General features: G+C 42.8%; 17 protein-coding genes and 1 pseudogene. 7 read left to right on the forward strand and 11 right to left on the reverse strand.

All coding sequences use genetic code 11. The features are described from left to right. Positions 1 to 75: 75 nt before the first annotated feature. Entirely contained in the window at positions 76 to 2,265 is a 2,190-nt protein-coding gene (locus ACFSR5_RS01455) for a glutamine synthetase III family protein (RefSeq protein ID WP_380899963.1), read from the reverse strand. Between the two features lie 193 nt (positions 2,266 to 2,458). Then, positions 2,459 to 5,263, reverse strand: a complete 2,805-nt coding sequence (locus ACFSR5_RS01460) for a S9 family peptidase (RefSeq protein ID WP_380899965.1) — start codon at positions 5,261 to 5,263, stop codon at positions 2,459 to 2,461. Positions 5,264 to 5,349: 86 nt separating this feature from the next. Here ACFSR5_RS01460 and ACFSR5_RS01465 point away from each other — a divergent pair, with 86 nt between their 5' ends. Further along, positions 5,350 to 6,084, forward strand: a complete 735-nt coding sequence (locus ACFSR5_RS01465; protein ID WP_380899967.1) for an SIMPL domain-containing protein — start codon at positions 5,350 to 5,352, stop codon at positions 6,082 to 6,084. Positions 6,085 to 6,094: 10 nt separating this feature from the next. On the opposite strand, the pseudogene ACFSR5_RS01470 reads toward ACFSR5_RS01465, so the two are convergent. Then, positions 6,095 to 6,819: pseudogene (locus tag ACFSR5_RS01470) on the reverse strand (multidrug resistance efflux transporter family protein). 213 nt (positions 6,820 to 7,032) lie between these two features. Next, positions 7,033 to 7,542, reverse strand: coding sequence for a ribonuclease HI (gene rnhA / locus ACFSR5_RS01475; RefSeq protein ID WP_380900305.1), 510 nt, complete (start codon positions 7,540 to 7,542; stop codon positions 7,033 to 7,035). 162 nt (positions 7,543 to 7,704) lie between these two features. On the opposite strand from rnhA, the gene ACFSR5_RS01480 reads away from it, so the two are divergent. Continuing rightward, positions 7,705 to 9,540, forward strand: a complete 1,836-nt coding sequence (locus ACFSR5_RS01480) for an alpha-L-fucosidase (protein ID WP_380899969.1) — start codon at positions 7,705 to 7,707, stop codon at positions 9,538 to 9,540. 49 nt (positions 9,541 to 9,589) lie between these two features. Here ACFSR5_RS01480 and ACFSR5_RS01485 read toward each other — a convergent pair whose 3' ends face one another. Both ACFSR5_RS01485 and lon read right to left on the reverse strand, forming a co-directional pair. After that, complete coding sequence (locus ACFSR5_RS01485) at positions 9,590 to 10,135, reverse strand: FUSC family protein (RefSeq protein ID WP_380899971.1); 546 nt, start codon at positions 10,133 to 10,135, stop codon at positions 9,590 to 9,592. Positions 10,136 to 10,252: 117 nt separating this feature from the next. Continuing rightward, complete coding sequence (gene lon / locus ACFSR5_RS01490) at positions 10,253 to 12,715, reverse strand: endopeptidase La (RefSeq protein ID WP_380899973.1); 2,463 nt, start codon at positions 12,713 to 12,715, stop codon at positions 10,253 to 10,255. A 289-nt stretch (positions 12,716 to 13,004) separates the two neighbouring features. Here lon and ACFSR5_RS01495 point away from each other — a divergent pair, with 289 nt between their 5' ends. Further along, positions 13,005 to 13,676, forward strand: a complete 672-nt coding sequence (locus tag ACFSR5_RS01495; protein ID WP_380899974.1) for a tetratricopeptide repeat protein — start codon at positions 13,005 to 13,007, stop codon at positions 13,674 to 13,676. A gap of 48 nt (positions 13,677 to 13,724) precedes the next feature. Here ACFSR5_RS01495 and ACFSR5_RS01500 read toward each other — a convergent pair whose 3' ends face one another. From ACFSR5_RS01500 to ACFSR5_RS01520, 5 genes are all read right to left on the reverse strand, one after another. Next, positions 13,725 to 14,216, reverse strand: coding sequence for a hypothetical protein (locus ACFSR5_RS01500; RefSeq protein ID WP_380899976.1), 492 nt, complete (start codon positions 14,214 to 14,216; stop codon positions 13,725 to 13,727). Positions 14,217 to 14,479: 263 nt separating this feature from the next. Then, a complete protein-coding gene (locus ACFSR5_RS01505; RefSeq protein WP_380899978.1) occupies positions 14,480 to 14,818 on the reverse strand; it encodes a DUF2853 family protein in 339 nt (112 codons plus the stop codon). Between the two features lie 94 nt (positions 14,819 to 14,912). Further along, positions 14,913 to 16,943, reverse strand: a complete 2,031-nt coding sequence (locus ACFSR5_RS01510) for a M3 family metallopeptidase (RefSeq protein ID WP_380899980.1) — start codon at positions 16,941 to 16,943, stop codon at positions 14,913 to 14,915. A gap of 540 nt (positions 16,944 to 17,483) precedes the next feature. Continuing rightward, complete coding sequence (locus ACFSR5_RS01515; protein ID WP_380899982.1) at positions 17,484 to 18,710, reverse strand: amidohydrolase; 1,227 nt, start codon at positions 18,708 to 18,710, stop codon at positions 17,484 to 17,486. Between the two features lie 122 nt (positions 18,711 to 18,832). Then, the gene (locus ACFSR5_RS01520; RefSeq protein ID WP_380899984.1) at positions 18,833 to 19,699 is read right to left on the reverse strand and encodes an AraC family transcriptional regulator; all 867 of its coding nucleotides are present in this window, start codon (positions 19,697 to 19,699) and stop codon (positions 18,833 to 18,835) included. A gap of 203 nt (positions 19,700 to 19,902) precedes the next feature. Here ACFSR5_RS01520 and ACFSR5_RS01525 point away from each other — a divergent pair, with 203 nt between their 5' ends. The 4 genes from ACFSR5_RS01525 (at position 19,903) to ACFSR5_RS01540 (ending at position 22,656) form a co-directional block, all read left to right on the forward strand. Beyond that, positions 19,903 to 21,006, forward strand: a complete 1,104-nt coding sequence (locus ACFSR5_RS01525) for a helix-turn-helix domain-containing protein (RefSeq protein ID WP_380899986.1) — start codon at positions 19,903 to 19,905, stop codon at positions 21,004 to 21,006. A 68-nt stretch (positions 21,007 to 21,074) separates the two neighbouring features. Beyond that, positions 21,075 to 21,317: a hypothetical protein gene (locus tag ACFSR5_RS01530; protein WP_380899988.1), complete on the forward strand. Its 243-nt coding sequence runs from the start codon at positions 21,075 to 21,077 to the stop codon at positions 21,315 to 21,317. After that, complete coding sequence (locus tag ACFSR5_RS01535) at positions 21,278 to 21,730, forward strand: hypothetical protein (RefSeq protein ID WP_380899990.1); 453 nt, start codon at positions 21,278 to 21,280, stop codon at positions 21,728 to 21,730. The genes ACFSR5_RS01530 and ACFSR5_RS01535 overlap by 40 nt, the downstream gene beginning before the upstream one ends. Next, positions 21,727 to 22,656, forward strand: coding sequence for a hypothetical protein (locus tag ACFSR5_RS01540; protein ID WP_380899992.1), 930 nt, complete (start codon positions 21,727 to 21,729; stop codon positions 22,654 to 22,656). Before ACFSR5_RS01535 ends, ACFSR5_RS01540 begins: the two co-directional genes overlap by 4 nt. Positions 22,657 to 23,584 lie beyond the last annotated feature (928 nt).

Below are 23,584 nucleotides of genomic sequence, written 5' to 3' on the forward strand. Positions count from 1 at the left end.
GAAATCTTAAAAAAGGCACTCAGCTTTTAGGCTGAGTGCCGGATTTATTAATAGGTGGTTAGTAGTCTACTGCTATTAGCGTAAAAACAATAGCTCACGTAATTTTGGAAGCGGCCATTTGTTATCGTCCACAATTTTTTCCAGTTTATTCACGTGATATCGAATCTCGTCAAAGTAAGGTTTTACGATTTCGTCATATGCAATTGCTCTTTCGCGTGTTTCTTCGATTGTATTGGCTTTTTTACGTGCTTGACGCATTTCTTCTGCCTTCTCTAGAATCAAATTGGTGTGTTTGGAGATGCGCTCTACCAAGTTTAATTGTGAGCTGAATGCTTCTTTCGCTAAACCTAAATCTTTCAAGCCTTTAACGTTTTCGATTAATTCGTTTTGATATACGAAACAAGCTGGTGCAATTTGGCTGGTAACTACCTCACCGATAACACGGGCCTCGATCTGTAATTTTTTGTAGAAATTCTCCAATAAGATCTCATGACGAGCTTCGGATTCCCGTTTCGAATAGATTCCTAATTTTTCAAAAAGTTCTAAGCTTTCTTCTTTTACGTACACATCAAGTGCTTTCGGTGTTGATTTGATGTTGGATAAGCCACGAGCTTCAGCTTCGGCTGCCCATTCATCGCTGTAACCATTACCTTCAAAACGGATCGCTTTCGATTCTTTAATGTATTTGCGGATAACATTTAATAAAGCAAGATCTTTTTTCGTGCCTTTTTTGATCTGTTTATCTACTTCTGTTTTGAAGTCGATCAACTGTGCAGCTACGATGGCATTTAAGATGGTCATCGGCAACGCTGAGTTTGCGGATGATCCTACTGCACGGAATTCAAATTTATTACCCGTGAATGCGAACGGAGAAGTACGGTTACGATCTGTGTTATCCAATTTCAGTTCCGGGATTTTTGGAATGCCGTGCCATAGGTTGGTGTCATTTTTCACCTTTTTTGCAACACGTGCCGATTCTACCTCTTCCAAGATTTCGTCTAGTTGTGAGCCTAAGAAGATGGAGATTATTGCAGGTGGAGCCTCATTTGCACCCAAGCGGTGGTCGTTACTGTGGCTGGCAATAGATGCACGCAATAAGTCCGCATATTCAAAAACAGCCTTAATAGTGTTCACGAAGAAGGTTAAGAACATCAAATTGTTTTTCGGCGTTTTGCCAGGAGACAACAAATTGATACCTGTATTGGTGATCAATGACCAGTTGTTGTGTTTACCAGAACCATTGACGCCGCTGTACGGTTTTTCATGCAATAATACCTTGAAATTATGACGGATAGCTACTTGTTCCATCAGGTTCATCAACAATTGATTATGGTCGATGGCTAAGTTGATTTCCTCATACATCGGTGCACACTCGAACTGGGATGGTGCTACCTCGTTATGACGAGTTTTTAGAGGAATGCCCAATTTTAGGGCTTCGTTCTCCAAATCTACCATGTAAGCCAAGACACGTTCTGGAATAGCACCGAAATAGTGATCTTCTAGCTGTTGACCTTTGGCTGCCATATGCCCGAAAAGCGTACGGCCGGTTAATTGTAAGTCTGGACGACCGTGGAACAACGACAAATCGACTAAAAAGTATTCTTGTTCAATACCTAAAGAAGCATTTACTTTGGAAACGGATTTGTCGAAATACTGAACGACGTCTGTCGCTGCTTTGTCGATAGCAGCTACGGCCTTCAATAAAGGTGCTTTGTAGTCTAGCGATTCACCCGTATAGGAGACGAATACGGTTGGGATACACAGGGTCTTACCGGCAATACTTTCAAAAATGAATGCTGGAGAAGAAGGATCCCATGCGGTATACCCACGCGCTTCAAATGTATTGCGGATACCGCCATTTGGAAAAGAGGACGCATCTGGTTCTTGTTGTGCTAAAGCGTCTCCTGTGAATTTTTCGATCGCTTCGCCATTATCGTCAGGCTCGAAGAATGCATCGTGCTTTTCAGCAGTCGTTCCTGTTAGTGGTTGGAACCAGTGGGTGTAGTGAGTAGCACCATTTTCGATCGCCCATGTTTTCATGGCTTGAGCGATGTGATCTGCAATATCTCTAGAGATTTGAGATCCCTCTTCAACAAATTGTACGAGTTCTTTGTACGTGGTTTTGGAAAGGTAGTCTTTCATCTTAGCTACCGTAAACACGTTCTTTCCGTAAATACTGGTTGCTTTTAATGCTTCTACTTTTTTAACATCACCCAGAGGTCGCGAAACGGCTGACTCTGTTGCTTTAAATCTAAGGCTTGACATTTTTTTATTTGACAGTTTTATTTTTTTATACAGTTCTTTGGTTGTTTTGCGTTGTAAATGTACGTTTATTTTTAAAAAACAAACAAGAAAAATGAAAAAAATATAAAATTTTGATGATTTTTTTGTGATATAAATGAAAATGCGACTTTGTTTTGTGGCAAAATCGCATTTTTAACGGTTTTTTTTTATTTATCTAATCAAATCCCCATTCAATCCCTTTTTCGGTAGCGGGAACGCCCCTATTTATCCATAGAGGTGCTGGCTTGCCTTTCAGGAAGTGATCGAAGAACTGCGCCTCACGCATTTGAATGTCTTTTCGGTTTTGTCTTTTCATCAAGTTATGTTCGTCTCCGTTGTAGTTTAATAGCCAAACAGGCTTTTGTAACCTTCGGAGTGCAGTGAACATTTCGATTCCCTGATACCAAGGCACGGCTCCGTCGCTATCGTTGTGCATAATAACGACAGGAGTATTCACCCGATCTAAAAAGAATAACGGCGAGTTTTCTATATAAAGACCCCGATCTTCCCACAACGTTTTGCCTATGCGCGACTGTGTATGTTCGTACTGAAATTGACGGGAAAGACCGGTTTGCCAGCGGATGCCTCCGTAAGCTGAAGTCATATTAACCACGGGGGCTCCTGTCCAGGCCGCAGCATACATGTTCGTCCGCGTGATTAGGTGGGCCACTTGGTATCCTCCCCAACTTTGTCCCTGTATTCCCATCTTGGTGGAGTCGACCCAGCTGTTTTTCGCAAGATAGCGCATTCCCGAGTTGACATATTCTTCTGCAGACTTCCCCGGGTGCCCGATTTGGTAACGAATATCGGGCGCGAATACCAAGTACTCATTACTTACAAAGTAGGGGATGTTGAGTCTTGATGGAGTGGGGGCGGGAGCTTGGTAGGTATATAGGCCATCGCTCAGGCGCTCATAGAAATAGGCTATAACTGGATATTTTTTGTTCAGATCGAAGTTTTCAGGCTTGTATAGGATACCTTCTGCTTCAAAGCCAGCCGGTGTTGTCCATCGGACAAGTTCGGCAGTTCCCCAATTATAAGACCGTTGTTGTGGGTTAATTTCTGTTAATCGTGTTTCGTCTTTAAATTGCTTTGAGCTATAGAGATCTGGGGGATGCGTATAGTTTTCTTTGGTGTAAACGATAGTCTGCAGATCGTTAGATCCCTTAAATCCACGGTAAGTGAACTCTCCAGAGAACACCTCGTCCGGTCGTTTTCCTTTGGACGAGTTGACGACGTATACGCCGTTCTTTTTCGATACCTCATTGAAGCCGGTCAAATATATATCTTGTTTTTCCGGGATCAATGTAGAACGATAGCGCGGGTTGTCATTTCGTGTTAGATCAATGTAACGATAGGTTGTACGTGTGGCTCGCCCCTCGCCATTTGTAATGAGCTGTTTGTTTTTGCCATTTAGCTCAAACCTCCAAATGTCATACCGATCATATAGATAAGTATATTTGCCGTCGGCTGACCAACCAGCCATACCGTAGGCGCTTGGGAGATCAGGCGAATCGTTCTCTTCGTCAACAAAACTGACCGGAGTGCCATCGTTGAGCCACGCTGTTTTGCCATTGCTAATCTGGTAACTGTACCAATTAGCATTGCTGCGGTCGAAATAGACTACAAATTCTCCGGAAGGAGATAGAAGCGCGTACCCATCTAGATTAGACTTTATAGTCCGCTTTTCGCCAGAACGCGTGGAAACGATGTATACGTCTGTCAAGGTTTTGCCTTCCCATTGACCGGCAATCCGCTTTCCGTAATCAGATGTAGCGAGTATCCATTCGTTGTTAGCTTCATCGGTGGTGCTCGTTCTATTGAATTTATCGTCTACTAACGGCGTGATGCGTGGGCCGTTTTTCGGAGAAATAATGGCAAGATAACTCTTCGAAAGCTCTCTCTTAACGTTCACAAGTTGCTGCGGCTGTAGATAATCGTCTTTCCAGTGCCATATGTCAACCTGCGCATGTTCGAATTCTACTAGGGTAGTGTCTTTTACTTTTGGAATAGGAGCTAAACCAAAAAACAGCTTTTGGCCATCAGCGCTAAAATGTAATTGACCGTCTCCGCTGATGTACCATCTTGAAGGAACGCCAGTACTTTGTTGGCTAGCTAGTATGCGTGCCGTGTCTAACTGGGAGGTGTAGTAATATAGTTTGAAATCCTTGATCAAGGACTTTTCAGGAGATTTGTCGGCTAAAAACGCGATTTGTGCGCCCTGATCATCAAAGCTTAATTCTTTGTAATTGCCCTGGCCGTTACTGATTTTTTTTAAACTTTTATTGGCAATATCGTATATATAGAGTCCTCCGTCCGTAGACAGTGAGTCTTTTGTTTCATTTTTCTTTGAAAATAGGAGGAGATTTTCTTGTGGACTCCAAGCATATTGATCGGCTTTCCAAAAGTTGAGGGTGTCGCCTGTTGCCAGGTTCTTCAACGTTAATATATTCACCGATTTTTCTTTACTAGCTTTTTCTTTTGCCGGAGCTAAGCTATCAGCAACTGACGCGTTCTTCTTTTCTTCGGTGAGATAGGCAATATATTCGTTTTTTAGCCGAGCCAATTTATAGGATTTAACATGGGCTGTTTTCCAAATTTGGTTAGTCTGGAGATTAACGATAACTAACGAGTCTTTTGGCATATCATCGGCTTTCTTTTTTTTGATTTTAGCTGTCCGTGTCTCATCAAAAGTTGGCTTTATCGTTCCAATCAGATAGGATTCGCCCTGCGTGAGTTTGACATCGCTCGTGCGGGGAATTGAAAATAAAAGTTCGTTATTTCGGTTTTTCAGCTGAAAGAGGCCATCACCTTCTTGTGGAGTGATTTGATAGTAAATAAACTGTCCGCTTTTGCTGACCTCGGTATTCGTGACACTTTTCCACCCGTCATAGACCGTGTGGTCTATCGGCCTCTTTTGTGCAAATACCGCCGTGGTCAGGGCCACGGTAAGGCCGAGGATGGCTATTTTTTTCTGCATAGGATAAATTAAACTAGAAATTTAAATTAAAGTAACGAAAAATGCGTAAATTAAGCAGGATGTTTTAACATTTTTACATGTAAACTATGAAGTCAAACAGTCTTATTGCTGCTATAATCGCGGGTGCTGCGGTAGTTATCTTTGCATTTATCCTGGGGAATGCATACAAATTCAAATATAAAATCAACAATACGATCAATGTCACCGGAAATGCAAAGAAGGATTTCGAATCAGATATCGTGAAATGGTCTGCCTCATACAGCCGTAAATCGATGGATTTGAGTGCAGCGTCCGAACAATTGAAGCAGGATCGGGAATTGGTGCGACAGTTTTTGGTGAAACAAGGGATTAATCCTAAAGAAATCTTATTTAACGCCGTGAACATCAACCGGGAATTCTCCTATCATAATGACGGAAACGGGAATAACTTCAACACGTTTACGGGGTATAATCTCTCTCAAAATGTAAGTGTAGAGTCCAAAGATTTGGATAAGGTCGACAATGCATCGCGCGAAATTTCGACCTTGATTTCTCAGGGGTTAGAATTGAGCTCCAATTCTCCTAACTACTATTACTCGAAATTAGAGGATCTAAAGCTAGAGCTCATATCACAGGCTTCTCAAAATGCGAAGCTAAGAGCGGGCAATATAGCGAAGGAAGCCGGTTCTTCGTTGGGTGATCTGATCAAGGCCGATTTAGGTATTTTTCAGATCACGGGACAGAACGATAATGAGGAGTATTCGTATGGCGGTGCATTTAACACGACTTCGCGCAGTAAAACAGCAAATATAACGGTAAAGGCTAGTTATGGTGCCGATTGATCGGCTGCGGCTACGTAGAACTCGACTGCACATTGTGCAAAACCATGCCCACACAAAAGAGGAAAATGCCTAAGAATGAGGTGCAGTTAGGAAAGTGGGCATGGAGTATGAATATCTCTCCGATTAAAGCGAATATGACCTCTGTAGATTGAGTTGTTTCGACAGCAGCTAGACCTTTTGCGTCCTCCCGTACAAGATCCGTCGCGTGGAGAAATAGGCCTGTGGCGACTAAACCTGAAGAGGGGGGCAACTAGTAAGGTTTGGAAAAGAGGTTTCGGGAGGGAGGCGCCTGCCCAAAGCATCCTATGATAGATAACAGCATCCAACAGGGGAAACTACTCAGTGTCATTCCAAAAAACCGTTGCGCAGCGGAAAGTCGTCCGGCGGTAGGTTGCATCATTTTTCTACTCCCAAGGGATAATCAAATGCGGCCAGTAAAACAGGAATACTACTTTGCAGCAGACCATGTGACGATACCATTTTCGCTTGCGGGATTTGTATGATCAAAACCCCAAGAAGGATCAACATCTAGAAGAAGACCGTATTGCATCCAATTGGCCTGCTGTCTGTATTGCCCAACAAGGGAGAAAGGCACATGCTGGCTAAGATGGTGATCTGCCATGTGCTAGCGACAAGCCACCCTAGAGCAAACGACGAGACGTAGGTGAGTCCATCATAAAAAAATCCAAATCCAATTGTGCTCCATACGATCCACGCACGAAGATTGCTGCGCATCTGTCGAAAAAATCAGGGGGCTCTCCGCGACCTAATACAATGGGAAATAGCGGTAGGGCCATCCAAAAGTAGGGGGAGGCGGCACTCCAGATTTTAAGATTTGCCCGCGAGTGCCATAGATCGATTGCGGATAAAAGTAACAGCGAAAAAAGAGCGGAGATTAAGCCGGAAAAAAATTGCTTTAGATTGGGTCCTTATCCCAACTGCGAGAATTTAGGAATTCATAGCACCTTTTTGCTCTTCTACTTCAAATACAGAATCAATTTTCCAGTTGGCTTTATCTTTCGATGCTTTGACAGCCAACTGGTCGCACCGTTCGTTAAGCGGATGACCGGCATGTCCTTTTACCCAAACCAATTTAACCTGGTGGAGCTTATAAAGATTCATGAGCCGAAGCCAAAGATCTTTGTTTTTCTTGCCTTGAAAACCTCTTTGCATCCAACCGTATACCCATCTTTTGTCAATAGCATCGATCACATATTTGGAATCAGAGTAAATCGTTACACGCTGGTTTGTGTTTTTTAGCGCTTCTAGGCCTACGATTACCGCCAAAAGTTCCATGCGGTTATTCGTTGTTTTTCGAAATCCGCCAGAAAACTCTTTTTCGATTAGCTTTCCTTGAAAAGCAGGATTATTACCCTGATATATCGTCCTTAGAATAGTGCCATAACCGCCTGGCCCGGGATTGCCACTGGAGGCACCGTCTGTATACAGTTCAATCATTGGATCAAACTTAGTTAAGATTTCGCTTAAAATGAAATCGAAGCGCCATGGTAAAGGAATTGATCGGGCGGAGTAAACAAAGCGCATTCCTTTTTGTTGTGCTATAATTTGGGGTTGCATCTATTTTGCTTATCTTCAGCCTCGCATTAATGGTTTTAGCAAATGAAATTCAATAAAAAAATGATCATGGCTCTGCTGCTGTTTTCAGGTGCTTCGCATGTCGAAGCTCAATCGTCAAAAACACAGGAACAGCCAAAAATGGAATGGTTTGACGATGCCAAGCTCGGAATTTTTATTCATTGGGGAATTTATTCTGTACAGGGGATTTCGGAGTCCTGGGCATTTTTCAACAATTACATAAGTCATGAAAACTACTTGAAACAATTAGGTGGCTTTACTGCGGCCGCGTATCAGCCAAAAGAATGGGTCAAGCTGATCCGGGAGTCTGGAGCGCAATATGCCGTAATTACCTCGAAGCATCACGACGGTGTGTCCCTCTGGGACTCCAAGGCGCCAAAAGCACTGACGACAAAAAAAGATGCAGCGGCTCAGCGAGATGTATTGTCGCCATTTGTGAAAGAACTAAAAAGTGCGGGGTTAAAAACAGGAATATACTTCTCTCTCCCCGATTGGAGCCACCCCTATTACGATGTAAATACTCGGCTCAAAAAACGTTATAAACTCTCGGACGAGCCGACACGCTGGAATAATTATGTGGGGTATTACCATCAGCAATTAGAAGAGCTTTCTACGCTGTATCGACCGGATTTGCTATGGTTCGATGGCGATTGGGAACACAGTTCGGAAGAATGGCAAGCGCCTAAGACACTGGAAATTTTGCGTCGGCATAATCCTGATATCATCATAAATTCGCGCTTAAATCATCACGGCGATTACGAGACACCTGAGCAGGGGGTGCCGGTGGTTCGGCCAGAAAGCCGTTATTGGGAATTGTGTTACACGATGAATGACTCGTGGGGATTTCAACCCTTTGATAAGCATTACAAGACGCCAAACATGATTGTTCGCACGTTGATTGATTGCATTTCCATGGGAGGGAACCTCTTATTAGATATCGGCCCGAAGGCCGATGGTACGCTGCCGGCAGAGCAGTTGGCCATTTTGAAGGAGCTCAAGCGATGGACAGGAAAGTATAGCGAAGCCATCTATGGAACGCGCGCCGGAGTAGATAGCCGTTTTTTGCGGGAAAAAAATGCCTTTTCCAAAGATGGTAAAACGTTATTCGTTTACCTTGATGCGAAGCAGCAAGACTTAGTTCTGCGTGGCCTGCAGACAGAACCAACAGCTATTCGGCTTCTAGCTAGCGACGGCCGTCTAAAATTTACGTACAATGAAGGTGAAATACACGTCGAATTGCCTGCGGATGAGTTTGATCCCGTTGCGTCGGTTGTGGCTGTCGAGTTTGCGGAAGCGCCTACCTTTTTGTTGCCAACAACAGCGCAGCCACCGGTTTTATCGACCCTGCTGAAGGATAAAAATGATAGGGAGGTGGTTCGAGGCATTGTAGAGCAAACCGAGGCTGGCGCTAATCTATTCGTGGGGAAACTGAGCGAAGATGGTGATTTGCTGAATGGTGCGATATCGTTTGCGGACGACAAAATAGAGGCGTGGGTACGTAAGCACGCGGAGGTGTTGAGTTTTGCAAATCCAGGTCTACCTGCTGGACATTATAACGGCTATTCTGCCTTATCAAAAGATAAACAGACTTTGTATCTCTTTGTGGACGGTGAGCCAACCGGGCCGATTGCCTTGAAAGGATTGAAGAATACCATCGCACGGATACGTATTGTCGGAGAGGGGTCGATGATTGGACATGAAGTTTTTAATAAATTGTATTGGAGCCAAATCCCCGGAATTGTGTACATCAATGTTCCAAAGGAACGTTTGGATCAGCACATGACGGTTGTTGCTGTTTTGTTAGATAAACCCATCGAGCTGTATCGAGAGCAGGTCGGCGCTATTGAAAGTAATCTATAAAGAAAATGGCGGCCGGAGGGACAACATCTTATACCGGCTGTCATTCTTGTTATTCCACCGGTAAACCGTATTGTCGGCGTATGAAACGAATAACGTAGGAGGAAGTGACAACAATCGTCAGCCCGATAAAACAGCCGATACCGACCGCTGCAAAGCGCAAAACCGGCGTATACGATAGCTCCTCCTGATGGGGCTGCACCATGATAATTAATAACGCGACGATGGCTACGCGCGCCATATTCATAATGCGGAACAGTCTACAGGTAAGAATGGTGAGGATAATTCCTATAACAATCATCAACAAGGAATTCCCGTGTATAAGTATACAGAGAAGCGCGATGAATGAACCAACGAAATTAGATTTAAATCTTTCGATTGATAGCCGTTTGGAATCGTTCTCTTCGGGAGAGATGACTAAGATGATAGAGAGGAAGGCCCAAAAAAACTCGAAATGAACAAGCTGAGTGTATAAAATATAACCGATAGAAAAGCCAACCAGGCACCGTAACAGATATATCAATACGGGCGAAAGCATACATCTTCTAATGAAACGATTAAACATTTTTATATTATTCCGTAAGGGGAGGGTCCCCATGTTGTGTAAAGGTTGCAAAAATAAAAAATTGAGTGGAAAAAGCGCAGACGAACTGCTATTCAATTCGGCTGATCTGCTGCTTTTAAACAAAACGGTGGAGACTATGCTCCACCGTTTCTAATCGACTGATGCCTGTAAATCCCTTGGATTTTTAACTTTTTTCTTCAAAAGTGCGAGTTCAACAACATCGGACATTTTGGTCACATAATGAAACGTAAGATCCTTGATATAGTCCTCTTTAATTTCCAGAATATCTTTTTCATTTGCTTTACACAAAATGATTTCTTTAACATTCGCTCGTTTGGCAGCTAAGATCTTTTCTTTAATTCCGCCTACGGGAAGTACACGTCCACGGAGGGTGATTTCGCCTGTCATGGCCAATTTTTCTTTCACTTTACGTTGAGTAAATAACGATGTCAGTGCTGTTAACATGGTAATACCAGCAGACGGTCCATCTTTAGGAGTGGCTCCGGCAGGGACGTGTATATTGACATCCCATTTGTCAAACACCTTGTAATCGATGCCAAAATCAGCAGCATGAGAACGCAGGTACGCCATTGCTATTGCCGCAGATTCTTTCATCACGTCGCCGAGATTGCCCGTTAGGTTCAGTCGGCCTTTGCCTGGACTTAAGCTGGATTCGATAAATAGAATGTCGCCCCCTACCGATGTCCATGCTAGTCCCGTTACGACGCCAGCAACTTCATTGTCTTCATAGAGATCTTTGTCGAAAATCGGTGCACCTAAAATCTCTTCGGTCAGCCGCGCGTCGACCTTCGGATTGTAATCTTTTTCCAGGACAATGCGTGTGGCTACGCCGCGAACAATTGAGCCAATTTTCTTTTCTAAACCCCGAACGCCAGATTCGCGGGTATACTCGTCAATGACCTTTTCGATGACTTTGTTATTTAATGACACGTCTTTCTTTGTTAAGCCGTGTAACTCGACTTGCTTTGGAAGCAGATGTTTTTTTGCGATTTCTATTTTCTCTTCAATAGTGTAACCGTTTACCTCGATAATTTCCATACGGTCCAGCAAAGCCGGCTGAATGCCGCTCAGCGAGTTTGCCGTAGCGATAAACATGACTTTAGATAGATCGTATTCCATTTCTACGTAGTGATCATAGAAATGAGTATTTTGTTCCGGATCTAATACTTCCAATAACGCAGAGGATGGATCGCCTTTAAAATCAGAACCAAGTTTGTCGATCTCATCTAGTACAAATACCGGATTGGAAGCTCCAGCCTTCTTTAAGGACTGAATGATACGCCCAGGCATGGCGCCAATATATGTTTTACGGTGACCGCGTATTTCTGCCTCGTCCCGTATACCACCTAATGCCATACGGGTGTATTTGCGCCCTAAAGCTTTTGCTATCGATTTGCCCAGAGAGGTTTTACCTACACCTGGAGGCCCAACCAAACAAAGTATGGGCGCTTTCATATCATTTTTTAATTTGAGTACAGCTAAATACTCGATGATGCGTTGCTTGACTTTTTCAAGTCCATAATGATCTCTGTCCAAAACTTTTACGGCTCGATTGAGGTCAAAATTATCTTTCGTAAACTCGCCCCAAGGAAGATCCAATAATAGTTCTAAGTAATTGATCTGTACAGAATAATCTGCTGCCGCAGGATTTATACGACCTAGTTTTTCCAGCTCTTTATCAAAATGTTTCTGTACATCGCTAGGCCATTTTTTTGTTCGGGCTCGCTTCTCGAGTTCTTGCATCTCAAGATCCGGTGTATTTCCACCTAATTCTTCTTGGATCGTTTTAAGCTGTTGGCTCAGGAAATAATCCCGTTGTTGTTTGTCTAAGTCGACCCGAACCTTATTTTGAATCTGATTTTTCAGTTCCAGCATTTGGATTTCTGTGGTCAAATGCTCCAAAAGTACTTTAGCACGTTTAACAAAATCTTTTGTTTCTAAGAGACTTTGTTTTTGCTCGGTCTCCAATGACATATTGGACGAAATGAAATTCACCAAGAACGTCGGGCTTTCGATATTTTTGATAGCGAGTCCTGCTTCGCTGGGCAGATTTGGCGAGAGTTGGATGATTTGTAAAGCAAGTTCTTTGATGGAAGATATCAATGCTTTAAATTCCCTGCTCGCTACTTTTGGACGATCCTCCGGAACACGCTCTACTTTCGCCTTTAAGTACGGTTCACTACTGACCAATTCCGTGATGCGGAACCGTTGTTTGCCTTGTATAATGACCGTCGTGTTTCCATCGGGCATTTGCAAGATTTTGATGATATTGGCTACGGTACCGATCTTATGCAGTTGCTCTATTGTAGGCTCCTCAATATTCATGTCTTTTTGAGAAACCACACCGATTGTACGGTCCCCTTTATAAGCTTCTTTAACTAGCTTAATGGACTTGTCCCGCCCTACGGTTATGGGAATGACAACACCTGGAAATAGTACGGTATTACGTAATGGCAGAATGGGTAAAACTTCAGGAATATCAGCCTTGCTCATTTCTTCTTCATCTTGCGAGCTCATCAACGGAAAAAACTCGGTATCCTCGTTTATGACAGAAAGTACTTGGTTGATATCAAATGTGTCGTGTTTGTTCATATATTGTGTGTTCATCCGACAATATGTCAGATTTTTAGATCATTTGTACGTGATTGAATTATTTACCCTATAATTGCAAGAGGGGTGCCAACTTTAAAAATTGGTATCATTTATGATAAGTAAGATCATAACCTGTTAAATAGACAGTGCAAAGTTAGTTAAAAACATTTTCTATATAAAATGTGGAAATGTTAATAACTTCTGGTTGCGTGGTTAAACTATTTCGTGGAGATTTATATCCAATGAATAGTGTGTTCAAATTAGTAGTAGAATTGATAAAAGAGAATATATGAAACGTAGATTTTTGAGTAACCCGTGGAAAATGGTGAAGCTAGGCTTGGCCTCGGCAACTTTAGCCTTGTTTACATTGACAGTTCAAGCGCAAGATCAATCACAGCATAGTAACCCAAATGTTCGTTTAGGTCAAAAAGCTTTGCTAGACGGCGACTTTAAAGCAGCTGCTACACATTTACAAAAAGCCTTGCCAGCAGAGGCCAATGATCCGGATGTTCAATATTTGCTCGGATATTCGCAGTTCCATAATGGAGATTATAACAAGGCCATTGAGACGTTTAAAAAGGTGATCGCACTGGATGCTAAACATACCTCTGCATATTATTATAAAGCAAAAGCCAGCAATAATCTAGCGGTGGCAAGCAACAATAAGATAGCGAACTCAGCCAAAGAACAATTACTTAAAACCGCAATCGAAGATTACAGTAAAGCGATCGCGATATCAGCGAATGATGCGAAATTGTACCAAAACCGAGCTATTGCTTACCGCGATCTCGGAATTTTGACGGGGACGGCTGGAGCCGCAAATTACGATAAAGCAAAAGCGACAGACGCATATAACAAAGCTGTAACAGATTATGAAAAAGTATTAACGTACGATGCTTCTCGAAAAGACATCCAAACGGAAGTGAAAAAAGCAAAGGTGTATCGGGACAATCTGAAATAGTAGATCTTTAGTATAAGGAAAGCGGCGAAGAAATTCGCCGCTTTTTTATTAGGGGTGTATTTCTTTTTGAGACATATCAGTTCTTAATCCGGCGCGAAAGGATGCAAAGCTCACCTTGATATATCGATACAGTTCATAGGTAGACCAATAGCGTATAGTTTGCCAACTCGGTCTAAATATGTTTTTAAATTCAGGTAATTCGTTTGTTCTAATAGAAACAAGAGATTGGATCAACTGATCTGAAAAAATAGAATCAACGCGGGCAACTTCTAATTCTCTGTCGAGTAGAATGTTCAACCGGCGCACCCGCTTTCCACCCACACTAAACCGTTCGTAAAAAAAAGTAATTGGTTTCCCTCCGAAGGGCGAAAGTAGAGATAATGGAGGGGTGCCGTTGTGGTATATTCCAGATTTCGTGGAAACATCATGCTTCCAGTTTTGAATTTCTCGGATTCGACTGTTTATTTGCGGCCCGAACACAAGAACACCGTTCAAGCAGATTTCCTTTGCTATAGTCACGGTATCCTTTTGCTCATTCAAAGCTTCTTGCGCAGTCGCGGGTACGAAATATAGGGTTCCAGTAAGGTATAAAAAGGGCAGTCGCAGGTCAGCCCAACAACAGGTTACACACTTTTTATGTGATTTGGAAAGCACGCTGCTAATATAAATAAGTAGTCGCTCTGTATAAAGTTATTTAACAAAGATTAGCAATTATACTCGCCTACTTGGTCTTTTCGCTAGGGGGAGGGTTGTACAGAATAATGTAGAAAAAAACGGGATCGAATTAAGATCCCGTTTTTTTGTTATGCATACACGTTTTCTTTTTTGAATTTTTTGGTCAAAAGCGCGTAGACGATTACTCTATACTTGTTTCTATTGGATTTCCCAACTTGATCAATTACTTCTTCAATGGCTTTGTCCAATTCGGGGCCATCTTTCAATCCAAGTTTTTTAATTAAAAAATTGGCCTTTAGACGATCTAGTTCTGCTTTATCAGAAGCCGCGATGGTTTCTGCATCAGCATTATAAATCGAGGGGCCTAGCCCTTTTGCAACGGCACCTATCAATTTTTCATCAATAGAGAGATTTAATTTCTTCGCTTCAGCAACATAGGCCGCGATTTTTTCTTCTAACTTGCTCATAAATTTTTATTTAAGATGTATTGATTACTGATTAAAGTTAAACAGGATTTTTCTTAAATAAAAAGCAAAAACATAGATTTTTAAACTTTTTGGACTACTTTAATAAACCTGCCCTCTTCAATAATGCGTCTACTTGAGGCTCTTTGCCTCGAAAATGCTTATACAATGTCATCGGGTGGTCTGTGCCGCCTTGGGATAGAATGGTATCCTTAAATTTGCCTGCCACCGTTTTATCGAAAATTCCGTTTTCCTGGAAATAAGCAAACGCATCGGCATCCAAAACCTCTGCCCATTTGTAACTGTAATACCCTGAAGAATACCCGCCGTTGAAGATGTGCGAAAATGAAGGACTCATGGCATTTTCTGCTACATCGGGATACAATTGGGTGGTTGCGAAGACATCGTTCTCAAAGGCTTTTAGGTCTGTGATTTCTGAGGGATCCTGTCCATGCCATCCCATGTCTAATAAACCAAATCCTAGCTGGCGGATTGTGGCCATGCCTTCTAGAAACGAAGCTGATGCTTTGATTTTTTCAATGAGGTGCATAGGGATGACTTCGTCTGTCTGGTAATGTCTAGCAAATAGTTCTAGGGCTTCTTTTTCGTAACACCAATTTTCCATAATTTGGCTCGGCAATTCAACAAAATCCCAAAATACCGATGTGCCGGACAGGTTCGGATAGATTGTGTCAGCCAACATGCCGTGTAATGCATGGCCGAATTCATGGAACAGCGTCGTTACTTCATTGAACGTTAGAAGGGATGGTTTTGTCGGGGTCGGACGCGTAAAGTTGCAAACGATGGAAACATGGGGACGCTCGTTTAAACCATTTTTCTTGTATTGTGGTTTAAAAGACGTCATCCAGGCTCCGTTACGTTTTCCCTTACGTGGAAAGAAATCCGCATACAAAATGGCAACTAAGGCCCCTTTTGCATTATGTACTTCGAATGTCTGTACTTCTTCGTGGTATTTATCGATGTTGTAAACTTCCGAAAAACGCAGATCAAAAAGTTTGTCAGCGACCCGGAACGCGCCGTGAAGGACTCGGCTCAACTCGAAATATGGTTTTAATAATTCATCGTCCAAACTAAATTTTTCTTGTTTCAACTTTTCACTGTAGTAGGCTCCATCCCATTTTTCCAGTTTTTCCAGTTGGTGAAGCTGTTTTGCAAAAGTTGAGAGCTCGTCAAACTCGCGTTGAGCAGCTGGTTTTGCTTTTCGCAGGAGATCCTGTAAGAATATTTGCACTTTTTCCGGAGTTTGCGCCATACGTTCTTCCAATACGAAGTGTGCATGGGTTTGATAGCCTAAAAGCTGTGCCCTCTGAAAGCGTAGTTGTGCGATCTGTAAAACATGTTGTTCGTTATTGTGTTCATTAGCCTGAAAAGCCTTCCTGCCGGCGGCAATACTAATTTCTTTACGTAACTCCCGGCTATCAGCATAGGTCACAAATGGGAGGTAGCTCGGATAATCGAGTGTAAATATCCACCCCTCCTTACCGCATGATTCAGCCAAGTGACGAGCCGCTTCGATTGTTCCTTCGGGAACTCCGGCGAGGTCTTCCTCCTGTGTGATATGGAGTTGGTATGCATTGGTTTCGGCCAATACGTTTTCTCCGAATTGAAGTTTTAGGATGGAAAGTTTTGCGTCGATGTTGCGAAGCGTTTCTTTTTTGCTTTCTTCTAATAAGGCTCCATTCCGCACAAAACCCCGATAGGATTTTTCCAATAAAATGGACTGTTCCCGGGATAGGGATAGGTGATCTTTGTTTTCAAAAACAGCTTTCACCCGTGTAAAGAGCGCAGTGTTTAGATTAATATCGTTTGCTAACTCGGATAATTTTGGAGCGATTTCCTGTGCGATCTTATCAAGTTCATCTGTTGTTTCTGCCGAATGTAAATTAAAAAAAATGTTGGCTATTCGATCCAATTCCATACCGCTATATGCCATGGCTTCGACAGTGTTTTCGAATGTAGGCGGCTCATTGCTATCAATGATTGTCTGGATTTCTGCTTTGGTTTTTTTAATAGCTGTTTCGAAAGCTGGCAGATAGTCTGCGGTTTTTATCTGGGAAAACGGGGCGGTATCATGCACCGTATTGAATTTTTGATTTAGTATTTGCATGTGTTAAAATTACAATTTTCCGTGTTTTTTATAGCATAACCCGCAAGATGTGGAGTTGTATTGACAAATCAAGTCTAAAAAGAACTATTTATAAAGATTAAGTCTGGCTTCACAGGGGTGAAATTCCGCCAAAATACGAAGGGGATGAAATTTTTTTGGCGGAATTTTATCCTTTTTTGTGATTATTTTCATCTCTTTTTTTGCATAGAAAGCCCTTTTAGGGTTTGTAAAGAGCGTTTTTTTTATGGGTCAGTTTTCATGGTAGTTTCGTCAACTGTTGGCAATGCTCTGTACGATGACAAAGACAAATAATCATCAAACGGGGCGGTTGTGTTACCTGTAGAAAGCCGTTTGTTCACGGGCAATAAAAACAATCTTTGAATTGCCCGGTATTTCAAACCGTTGAGAACATCTCGGCCAAGACGATAAATGGAAAACCAATATACCGGTCTTTTTAAACACGCTCCGTGGCTCCGTGTAACAATGCTTTGCTGCTTGCTGTCATGTAGCTTATGTCTTGTTCTAAGTTGCCTCGTGTCATTAAAAAACAAGACGTCCCTGATAAATTAATGATCTGATGGGTGAAATTCGAGATACCGCTTCAGCCGAACAACTCGCATCGACAAGGATCATATCGGCTGCTGCCCCAGCTTTGGGCCATTGTTGTGTACCTTCGGAATCCAACGGGATTAATCCACCGGTTGCTAGTGCTAGGGTTCGTGACAAATCGTATTCGTTTCCTGAACCGTATAATTCGGCGATAAGTTGCATTTTTTGCAACATATTGCCCGATCCAAAAGTTCCCCAATGGTCTTGTATATTGTCGTTGCCTATTAATACATCTACTCCGTATTTCAGAAGGGTAGGAATTGGCATAATATGTCCGCGAAGAGGCACCGAAGAAGCGATGCCAATCTGAGCGGCAGCTAGACGCTCAGCGATTTCTTGGGTCTCGACAGGTGTTAAGTGAGCTAAAACGAAGGCGTGACTTACGAATGTACGGCCTTGTAATTCGGGATTTTCTAAAACGCGGTCAACTAAGTACTGCATAGTTCGTATACCTGATTCTCCAGTTTCGTGCAAATGGATGTCAATCCCCTTATTGTTTTCCAGCGCAAGTTGGATGATGAAATCTAATGGTTTTTCGATGCTTCCATCGATACTGAATGGATCTAAGCCACCCACAAAATTTACTGCTGGCAATTTCGCTGCTTCCGCTAGCAGGGGAGCAGTATCCGTGTAGTAAATACCATGTTGAGGGAACGCGACAAGTTCTGCACCGAATGATCCACCGATATTCTCCAATGCGGTGAGGAGATGCTCTAAAGAAGTTAGTCCAGAGGTCGGTTCAATGTTGAAATGGGAACGGGAAAAACCGGTTCCATAGCTCTGTAGAAATCGAATGAGTTTCTCTGCCCGTTCGGTTGAAGTCTTCAAAAGCTCAGGAATAAGTTGTTGCTCCATTGCGATCATATCCCTAACAGTGCGCTTGGATTTTGTTATAGCTTGCCACGGTAATCCAAAAAGTGTTTTGTCTAGATGGGCATGCATATCTCGAAACGAAGGTAATAGTAAGCAGCTTTTCGCGTCGATAGCATCAGCGGTCGGATTGTTTGGCCGAATTCGGTCGATGGTTGTTCCAGCTATATCGATGGTAAATAGATCTGTCTGTGTGCCGACAATTTCGTCATTCTCTCTGATAAACTCCGTTTCAAGACGAACGTTCTTTAAACTATAGCGATGAGGTGATGTATGTTGTATCCGCATAATGTTACTATTTGTTGGTGTAAAAGTACGGGATATGAAAAGAAGACGTCGTGTAAATATCCTGCCTCCTTTTGTATAATTTATCATTTTTACTCATCGAACGGTAAGTCAGGGCTTCCTTCTTATTTTTGTTCGCGAAAGGCAGTGGGTGTCATGTTTGTGTGTGTCTTGAAAAATTTAGAAAAATTGGCGTGATCATAAAAGCCCAAATCAAAGGCAATTTGCTTAAATGTTAAATCCGACGCTTTTAGTAGCCGCTTGGCTTCTAGGAGTATACGATCTTGTATGAAATGAGAAGCCGATCGGGAAGCGTGCTTTCTACATAACACATTCAAATAGTTGGCTGATATATGCAGTAGATCCGCATAAAATGAAACAGTGTGTTGCACCTTATAGTGTTGTTCGACGAGATGGATTAATTTTGATATGACAGGCACCGACCGAAAGATGTCAAAATCTTTGAAGGTGCGTTCGGCGATTTTGCTAATGAGAAGGCCAACGACTTGACAACGTGCTTGCACCAATTCCCAAAGTACTGGCGGGTGTTGAATTTCCTGCTCGATGGCTTTAAACTCTTGCAGCAAGGTTTGGAACGTTGGTTCTGTAAGTTGCATTACTGGATGTTGCTGATAATACATAGACGGGTAACGGAACGATGACGAAATACGTTCAAATACCGGACGACGGATCATGAGCTGATAGGCTTCCGTCTGTTCGAAAATATGCCACTGATGGACTTGGTCCGGGAAAACGAGATGGATCTGGTAATCTCCGAGCGTGTACTCGGCAAAATCAATCATATGCAAACCTTCTCCTCGACGAAAGAGCATAATGATAAAAAAGTCATGTTTGTGAGGGCTTTCAATCAACCGCTCACCATAAAGTTTATGAAAGAGTACGTCGCGGTCATTCCGATGGTCGGGATCAAATTTCTGAATATTGAATACCGGGAAATACTCGGAAGATGGAGATGTTAATGATCTACTCATGATGCCACGATTATAATAGTAGGTAGCTTTGAACTGCCGTACGTAAATATAGCAAAAATTGGTGGAGTAAGTCGTGCTGTATTAGAGATGGTCTATACGTCGTTGTATGTATCCCACTGTATCCAACCGAACGGAGGTGATGTTTTTTTTAGACACTTTTGGGATGCGTATACATTTTCGTATTTTACAGCTATCAATCACGTATGTTAGAAAAACCCCTTATCCTTTTATCGCATGCATTATCCGGAGGGATTTTGGTATCACTGGGCCTTGCGTTTTTTTCTGGATTATTACATGTTAATCGACGAGGTAACCGCTGGATGGCAGCTTTCTCGTTATGTTTGAGCACCGTGTTTATCCAGCAGTTGGTTGAGTTGGCATTTGGAGAAACGATCTCTGTGGGGCTTCTTATTGTACTTGAGTTACCGCGATGGGCGATTGTACCGTGCTTTTATATGGCTGTTCGTTTTTATCTTGCCCCCCAATGCGAACAAAAGGCGTATTTGTTGCATTTTATCCCAACCATAGTGTTGTGTACCCTACTTTTTGCTCCGTTGCTGGGCATTGAAATACCAACGCTACCCATGCTTGGCATTTGGTTAGTGCGTTATTTTTTGTACATACAGGTGTTTGGCTATGGAGTAGCGTGCGCGTTGTTGATTAGAAATCACCAACGGAATGTACCTCGTTTTACTTCCGATGTTCGATCTGTAGATCTTTTTTGGATAGAGGCTTTATTAATTGCCTTTGTCCTGATGGGTTTTTGGAAGGTGACCGGTTCCGTTTTTTTTGCAAGTGCCTGGTTAGATACGGGGCTATATTTGTTGCTTATATTGTATTTTGCATATCACATGTTGTTCCAAAAAGCTATTTATCCAGTGGTAGACACTGACGTGTCTGACTTACAGGACGCAATTTCCGATCGGCCGTCGTCCGACCGGGAACGACTCACGGCCGATCAGTTGGCGTTGTTCGTGAATCGATTGCACGTGCTCATGGAAGAGGAGCGCTACTTTTTGGATCCTAGCCTATCGTTGCCTGCCCTAGCGAGCAAGCTGCATCTTTCTGTTCATGAGTTATCGTATGTGCTGAATGCCGGTGTCAGAATGAATTTCTATCAATATATTAACACCTTACGTCTAACCGAGGCAAAGCGGTTGTTGTCTGTAAAAAATACACAATGGTCTGTGCAGGAAGTAGCTGTTCGTTCGGGCTTCAATTCGAAGACAACATTTTATAGTGCATTCAAAAAAGATACGGGATTAACGCCAAAACAATATATCCTCCAATTGCAAACGCATTCGTGACTTTTGATTTCGGCTGTATACAGCGGGAGACACCGTTGATGTTTCCGATGTAATATTGTGGAAAAAAGATGAAAAGATTTTCTTTAATCCTAAAGAAAACCATTGTCGGAACAATGGTGATCTTATCTATTCGGGACGGAGTGAGCGTCGATTATGCGACCGCTCAGGTCGTTAGGGAACAAACACAAAAGAGCCTGCGGCAACTGATTGGCTTTTATCGTTTTCCGAATCGTGTGGCCTTTATTCAGTTTTATATGGAGGGCGATCGCTTATGGCTAAGCAGGTGTGGGATCAACGTATCTATCCGTTGACGCAGATGAATGCCATAACTTTCGTTTCGGAAAAGGAGAGGTATCGCGTGGTGTTCGATTCGGCGACAGCACCAAGGCGAGCGACCATTTTAAATAGGGTAGCTTTGCAGCGGGTTGATTTCGATCCGGCAAATACAGGTATTTTTAATGCAGAGCAAACCAAGACGTTTGTCGGACGTTATGCCATGGCAGGAAAGAGCGATGTTCTACTGGATATAAAGCTTACCGATTTTGGTTTGCTACTCCGACAGCTTTGGGACGACAAAAAAATAGCCTTACGGCATTTATCAACTCATGATTTTATAAATGATTCGTTGGGCATGCCGGTTTCTTTTGAAAGAGACGCGCACGGAGTTCTGCGGCTCCGTTGTTTTGAAAATGATGTTTGGGTACCCGTAACCGATTTGCGATGAAAATTAGCCGGATTAGGATTATATCAACTGTAGGTGTAATGCTGTTTGTCACTTCGGTTGTCACGTTTGGACAAAGTGTTGCGGATCCTCACTTCCGGGTGCGTATTACAGATCCTCTGTCGGAAACAGATAAAGGATCGCTGATCTACTTCGATGTTGCGCATAACAACCCTTTTTCTATACACGGTCAGTATAAAGCGTTCGCGGATGTCCTCCGTGCTGATGGTTACAGGCTGGTAGAATGTGATGAAAAGATAACTCGTGATATTTTAACACAAGCGTCTCTTTACGTGAGCGTAAATGCGCTAAACGATTGGACCGACTGGAAATTAGCAAATCAATCTGTTTATAGCGAAGAAGAGATTGAAGCTTTGTACAGATGGGTACATGATGATGGAGGAAGTTTATTTTTGATTACGGATCATATGCCTGCAGCCGGAGCGATCCGATCTTTGGCAGGTCGTTTCGGCTTCAACGTAATAAACGGATTTACGCAACGTATGGAAAATCAGCCTGAAATGTTTTATAGGAGAATGGCCCAGGTGCTTGCTTCGCCTGCAACAGATTATCGAAATAGAGAGGTGGATAGCTTACGAGGATGGGGAGGGAGCGCTTTCCTTGCCCCTAAGGAGGCTTTGGTATTTTTACAATTAGGGGATCAATTTCGACTTTATTTACCCACTCAAGAAGCGGATATGCGCAATGCCCAACGAGGTTCGGTTGCTTATATTGACGGGCGGCACTTGAATACTGGAGCGTTGTTGGCGTGTGGCAAGGGACGTGTTTGTTTGTGTAGTGACGGATCGCTATTCGCCGCATTACTTCACGGCGTGAACAGTGTCCCTCGCGGGATGAACGACCCTGCTGCAAAGCAGCATATCCACCTCTTGCGTAATATCGTGCAGTGGCTGGATGGTCAATTTTGACGAACGCTTGTTCGTCCAAATGATCGATGTTTACGTGTAATAGCTGGACACCTTCCTAAGTTGTCGGGAGATTCTATCTTCGCGTAAACATCATTTTTTTATGGATTTCAGCGTATGTAATCATTTCAAAAGACGCTTTTCACAACGGCTGGCTTCTGCGTGTCGTGTATATTTGGGCAAATCCTTATGCGTAACGACCATCATCGTATTTTTTGGCAGTCTTCACCCTGTCTTTGGAGCGCTATAAGGGTTGATTGTCTCGGCGAACTATTGTCTGGACGCAACGGCTATCCATCACTTGTATTGTTCTTGCGAGTCTAGGTATGACAGTATTTGGTCAAAAAAAAAGATCCTTTTTTATAATCCTGATGATTATTAGTATATTGGTGTTGCCAATTCACTAGATATGATCATTGCCTTTTTCGTTATTTGTATCGTTATCGCTGCCGTGTACTATTTGCTGCTTCGGAACAAGAATTTTTGATTCATTGTCTCAGAACGGGCGCGAAGAACGAGTTGCATATACCATAATCGGCCTGCCATCGCCAATATGTATTTCCATGTCGCTAGGTGAGGTACGACGGTGTCAGGAATCACTATTGATCGCGTCGATATGTGTGCTGTATAGGCTTTTAAACCGTTTGTTTTCTATCACTATGTTCTTTGTTATCTTCCTGCGAACACGCGAAACAGTCTTTTCGGGTACCTTTGCTTCCTCAAATACTGTGACAGCTAATACACCGGAGAGTGATGCGGGGGTATCCGTTTAGGGAGGAAAAGGAAACAAGCCTCTTCACATATGGGATACGGTTTGGAGACTATTCAAATGGAATTGCGGATGCCGCCTGAGTTCGAAGGCTAATCTGTACGTTGCTATGATGGTATCGTCTTTATGACGATTAAAGGGGATACATTAACCTGAAGGTTC

The organism is Sphingobacterium suaedae, assembly GCF_042684625.1.
In the GTDB taxonomy this organism is placed as follows: Bacteria; Bacteroidota; Bacteroidia; order Sphingobacteriales; family Sphingobacteriaceae; genus Sphingobacterium; species Sphingobacterium suaedae.